Here is a 5,202-nt window from a genome sequence, read left to right as displayed (position 1 = left end):
AGTGACGGTATCAAAGAACTGCTCGTGCCCTAACGCTGAAAGATAATCGCTATCCAATGGAGTTTGAGCAAATGCTGAATAATCATTTTGTAATATTTGTAATGCCGCTTCATGTTGATGCTTGAATAATGCGCCCGTCAAATTACCTAATGCCATTAACTGCATCTGACTATGGAAGTAATCTTTACTTGCTTGTACGACATTGTCATCATCGCTTTGCATTTGTGCAAGCGGATCTATCCCAAGTAAGCTTTGCTCTGGATAAACTGATAAGTCAAGACCCAATGTAGACGCTGTTCGCTGATTAGCACCTTGTAGTGATAATCCGTAATCACTTGCAAGCATACGCCCTACTAGAGTCGATATTGGCGAAAGCACGAAATGGCCTTGATCACTAGGTATAGTATCTAGCATTGCTCCTAGCACTTCATTAGCACCAATATCGAAGCCACTATTTACCACCCGGATTCTGGCATTTCGGCTACTCGAGTCGAGCATTAACTCAAATTGGCCATTGATATCTGTGACAGTGTTAGGCTCATTCGCGTCAATCACCCCATTGTCATTGATATCTTGGAAAACTACAGCACCAGCAACGTAACTATCGACGACTGAACCTGAAATTGCAATTATAAAAGGTACAACTTCAATAGTAATAACTTGCTCTGTAACCACTTCATTGAGCGCGCTAGATACTAATACTTTCACCTGATATTCATTATCTGTAGTCCCATTTGGACTTTCTTGATAATCAGGAGCAGTGATAAATGATAACTCACCTGTAAGTGGGTCTATGCTGAATAGCTCAGAATCTAAATCTGCGATACTAAAGCTAAAGCGATTACCTGGATTAACAATAATTGAAGGTACAGTATTTTTGCCTGCTATAGCTTTGACAAATAGTTGCTCATTAAAAGTAGGCTCGATAGCTAGAGCATTAGTGCCACCTACTTCAAGAGTAATCGTGGGTAATTTATATCGAGCTGTAGAGTCTGTTAAGAAGAACACATTCTCATTATCTATTTCTACTTGAGTCAATGTTGTTAATGCAGAAAAATCAAAGCTTAAAATCACTTGAGTTCGCTCATCATTCCACGATGCGTCAGTAATCGATACAGATTCATTATTGAGTGTAAAATCAGGTAATGTCGCATAAGCATTCAAAGATTGGTTAAAATTAACGATCAGTGAATCATCAGATACATCAACTGTAAAATCATTATAAGACTCAGTTGGCAAATCTCGTAAAGCATTAGCGCTCGCCATAATTTCTGACTCACCAGCAGTATGCTTAACTGGAGATATTGCAAGCGCTGCTTCGCCTTGCAGCATAAAGTCCACGACAGATGCAGTAGCAGCATAGAACTGACCATCTGTATCATCTCTGAAATAGACATAGAGTTCATCGCCTAACAAAATAAGATTTTGGATTCCCGAACTACAATTCCCATCAATACATTCATAGTAATCTTGTGGTAAGAATTGATTACCTTGTAAGTAATCATATCGAACCGATGTTGAGTTATAGTCTTCAAGCAATGCACATTGCTGATTTTCTGTTGCAAGTTCAAACAAGCAAAAGCCTAAGCGATGTGGCTCTGGAGTATATAAACGAATGGTACCGCTATCTGTAACTTCTCTTAGGTCATTAGTAAAATTCAACGGGTTAAGCGGCTGAGGGGTTTGTGCAAGGTAGCGTTGAACTGCATCTTCCGGAATAGTCATGGAACGAGCTTCTGCAACACCATCAACTAAAGCAGTGTAATTGACCGTTACATTACCAGTCGTATTTACAGAAGGAATATAATCCCATACTGAAAAACGATTATCGACAATGATATAACCTTGATCATTTGCCAACGGATAAACAGTTGAGGACAAGTAAGGTTGTCCTTCTATCGTTTGTACTGGAGTTTTGGCATTCATGCCATATTTGTGCAATAAATAATCTTCAGCGAAGGCAAAATTACGATATACCATACCACTACCAGTTCCACTCGAGGGTTGATCATCAAAGCCATTGCGTGCTGCTTGTGAAAGCTCTATACGATATTGGCCATCATTACTAGTGAGTAGTTTTGGCGTATCACCTTCATAAAAATCTTGATATGACCATGCACGATCATACGGATCGACAATCGTTTCGATCCCACCCCCCTCTAATTCAGGGGCACTGAGAAACTCATTACCAGTCCAACGAATAGCTCTCTGACCAATGAATACAACATTATCAAGTTGTGACACCTGTCCACCAGCGTTATTAAGAATATTAGCTTCTGTACCGGTAAATATAATCTGCTGAGAATTGACATCTATTACAGAGATATTTGGACCAATATAGGTTCCAGTATCAAAACTATAATATCCTGCAACGTAGTAAACATGTTCGTCATCAAGCCAGCCAGCCCCCCCAAAATTAATATCAAAATTTTCATTAAATGGCGCACCATTAGGTAGACGGGATGCGTTACCTTGCTGAGATAATAAGTAAAGCTGATTGTCGCTACCTACGAATATCCCTGTATTATCAGCACGGAACTGTATACCTTGAAGATTGAAAGAGATTCGAGAACTGCCAAGCAGCTGAACCGGAGTTGGTTCAAAGTCAGAACTCTCTAGAGCACACCTAAAACTATTATCCTCATTATCGACAACGTATAAATTACAAGTTTCTGGTGGGAGGCCACTCAATGCGTCCTGTACCCGAGGAGAGGTTACTAAGTAAGTAAATCGACCATCTGGAGTCGCTATTGTTTCAGCCACAAAGAACGCATCAGATGCTAAAATAGCATCTGCGACTGACTCACCATATTGATCAACACTATTTACGTTAGTTGTATTCGATAAGGTAATTGACGAATCTTGGGCATAGGCGTTAGGCAGAACAAATTCAATTGTAGATTTTGAACGTTTTTGATTTTTTAGCCAAACAATTTCACCAGTAGAGCTGTCACTGATAGACTCAGAAATACCAGCATTGGCAACACATCCTAAATTAAATTTAAGTGCTTTTGAAACATTTGCATCGTTAGGTGACGCATCGTAAAAATCATAAACACCATCATTATCACTATCTACATTTGCTGGTGCTGCTGAATTTGCCCCACAACTTTCATATAAATCTATTGAAATATCTTCAGCTATATTTAAAGAATCACCGCTGAGTCCATTGTTAATTTCAACAGTTAAACTAGCATTAAATGGAAATGCATCAACTGTATCAAGCACTCCATCATTATCATCATCAGTATCGGCATTGTTTCCGATGCCATCTAAATCAAAATCAGCCCATTCATTAGGATCATTAGGGAAAGAATCATCATAATCAGTAAATCCATCTTTATCTGAATCCAATAAAGTACATCCATTAATAGTTGGATTTTCTTCAGCAGTAAAAGATTCTTCACTTTGTGTTCCATCGGGGAAAACACGACTAAGTCTATAGGAGTTATCTTCAGCTCTATCGATAGTAACTTGGACATCACCTTCTAAATAGTTTTTACTTCTATTTACAAATATTGCACCGGCATCGCCAATTTCACAGAATTGTACTGGTAATGAATCAATATAGGTAACTAATTGTTCTACTGATAAACTATTAATATTCTGAACAAAATCTGTCCATCCAGGTAATGCTGATTTTACTTCATCATAATCAAAGGAGAATTGAACGCCTTGACTTTCATTATCTGACTCTCTTTGGTTCCAGAAAACATAACGTGTTTGCGTGAATTCTTCGAACGATGCAAACTGACAATCCTCAATATTATTTGATAAACCATCATAAGTAGTCAGATTGACTAACTCTACTTGTTTATTTTCATATGAATATGTAATGCTTTCTTGATAATTACATTGATAAGGAGAATCATCTCCACCACGTGACTCAATCTCTTTATTTAGTCCATAACGTAAGTTTGAATTATTGGTACTAACTCCACCTCTGCGATCGGCTTGATAAACAAGACGAATATCTGACTCCAAGTCATCGCTAACTTTCATCAATTCAACAAAGGTATCTTCACCTTTTACATAATATGTATCACGGTACCAAGCATTAGGATATAGCTCATCACCATCCATAGATGAAAACACATAATAAGAGACTTCGGCATAGCTAATATCTGGATATTGCCCCTTTAATGCCGCTGTTTCAGCGAAACTCTTCTTTAAGCCTTTAACAATTTGTTGTGCTTTTGCAGATATTTCTGCATTGTTATCCGCAACAAAATCATTAAAAATTTTGTCTGCAGGAATATTATAATGACGCACAATATTACTAATCGAAGAAGCAATATCACCTTCTATATTTTCAATAGAATTAATATTATTTTTAACACTTTCACAAGATAGTCCTTCTGAAATCTTATCTTTAAGTAAAATTTCGATTTCTGACCATAAAACTGAGGTCAATGGGGTAATGTTTAATTGTTCACTTATACTTAGGGTATCTAATGTTGGGGGGAACACCATATTATAAGCTTGAGTAATTTTTCCAAGATCTTCATCCATGGCACCAACAGGCACATTAACTCTTAAAGGTGTGTATGCGGTACATTCTGCTTGCTCATCGGTTAACACAAAATTAAATTTACCAGCACCTTTAGTAGTGGTTACAGGTTCATCATTATTGTGTACACCATCATAATTAATATCTAGGAATACGGTTGCACCATTAATATATCCATCGATAACTTTACCGCTAATACCGTAAGAATAATCTGGATCTAACGGAGATACATCCTCATCATCACTAATACCGTCATTATCATCATCGTTGTCTGCATTGTTACCAATGCCATCACCATCTGTATCAAAAGTTTCATTGCTGTCTAATGGAAACGCATCGTCATTATCATTAACCGAATCACCATCATCATCGTTATCTGAATTGTTACCAACACCATCACGGTCTGTATCTATAGATTCGGTAGCATCAAGTGGGAATGCATCTTCGCTATCCAACACGCTATCATTGTCATCATCATTATCTTCATTGTTACCAATACCATCTAAATCGGTATCTACTGATTCACTGATATCTAATGGAAATGCATCCTCATCATCACTGACACCATCACCATCATCATCGTTATCAGCATTATTGCCAGTGCCGTCACGGTCGGTATCTATAGATTCGGTAGCATCAAGTGGGAATGCATCTTCGCTATCCAACACGCTATCATTGTCATCATCATTATC

Annotated in this window: 1 pseudogene; it reads right to left on the bottom strand. The window is 37.8% G+C overall.

The window, feature by feature from the left end:
* Positions 1 to 5,202 (bottom strand): annotated as a pseudogene (locus ACSHXM_RS20745) (hypothetical protein); the annotation flags it as partial.

This window comes from Paraglaciecola sp., from assembly GCF_051252315.1.
Lineage (GTDB): Bacteria > Pseudomonadota > Gammaproteobacteria > Enterobacterales > Alteromonadaceae > Paraglaciecola.
This window is presented reverse-complemented; position numbering and strand designations above follow the sequence as displayed.